1 protein-coding gene is annotated in these 1,172 nt (G+C 35.0%); it reads right to left on the bottom strand.

Annotated elements, in window-relative coordinates:
* On the bottom strand, positions 1–1,172 hold a 1,172-nt coding region (locus HMPREF3186_RS09350; protein WP_231724146.1), incomplete at both ends, for a YSIRK-type signal peptide-containing protein.

The following is a 1,172-nucleotide window of genomic DNA, read 5'->3' as shown; positions in this document are numbered from 1 at the left end:
TGTACTAACGATTCTCCTTTCTCACTTACTACCCCTTCTGGTTTCTCCGGTTGAACTAACGATTTTCCTTTTTCACTTACTGCTCCTATCGGATTCTCCGGCTGTACTAAGGCTTCGCCTTTTTCACTTATTATCCCTTCTGGTTTTTCTGGTTGAATTAACGACTCACCTTTCTCACTTACCACTCCTTCTGGTTTCTCCGGCTGTACTAAGGCTTCGCCTTTTTCACTTATTACTCCTTCTGGTTTTTCCGGTTGAATTAACGATTCTCCTTTCTCACTTACCACTCCTTCTGGTTTCTCCGGTTGAACTAACGATTCTCCTTTTTCACTTACTATTCCTACTGGTTTTTCTGATTGAACTAACGCCTCGCCTCTCTCACTTACCACTCCTTCTGGTTTCTCCGGTTGAACTAACGATTCTCCTTTTTCACTTACTATTCCTACTGATTTTTCTGATTGAACTAACGCCTCGCCTTTCTCACTTACCACTCCCCCTAGGTGTAATAACGATTTTCCTTGTTTAATAGAGACCCCCTCTTCTTCAACTAGAGTTTTCATTTTTTGGGAAAGAATATTTTTAAAATTGTGAGAAAATTCTTTCAAATCACTCTGTGTGAAAAACCCTATATATCTGTATCCTGATATTTGAATTACACCTTTAGCAAGTTCAGAAGAATTGCTTATAGTTGCTTTTGTATTATATTGAACTAAATCTTTATTTTCTAAAGCGAAAGAATGATAAGGCACTATAGCACTCTGCCCTAAACTACCAATCAAAATAACACTAAGTACTTTATTTCTATATTTTTTTGATATTAGAAATACCACTAGAACTGCTGTTCCTAGACCTAATCCAGCTAATGGGAGTGAACATTCTCCAGTATTAGGTAATAATTTTGTTTTCAGTGTATCAGCGCTAGCATTATGACTTTCTTTCTTATAAACCATATAATAGGTTTCGTTATTTTTTAAATCATTTGGTATACTATTTTTAATTAAACTTTTTTCCGATTCTGTAAGTTCATTTTCAGTTAGATATGTATAATTAACATTTATACCATTGTCACTTGCATAAGCTTTAGTTGGCATATAGCTTCCAAATATCAAAGCGCCAATAACAACAGGTGCTGCACCTAATGATAATTTTCTAATTGAAAACTTTAAAATTTT

The sequence above is a fragment of the Gemella haemolysans genome, from assembly GCF_001553035.1.
Taxonomy (GTDB): Bacteria; Bacillota; Bacilli; order Staphylococcales; family Gemellaceae; genus Gemella; species Gemella haemolysans_B.
The sequence above is the reverse complement of the archived record's forward strand: the minus strand, read 5'-3'. Positions and strand labels throughout refer to the sequence as shown.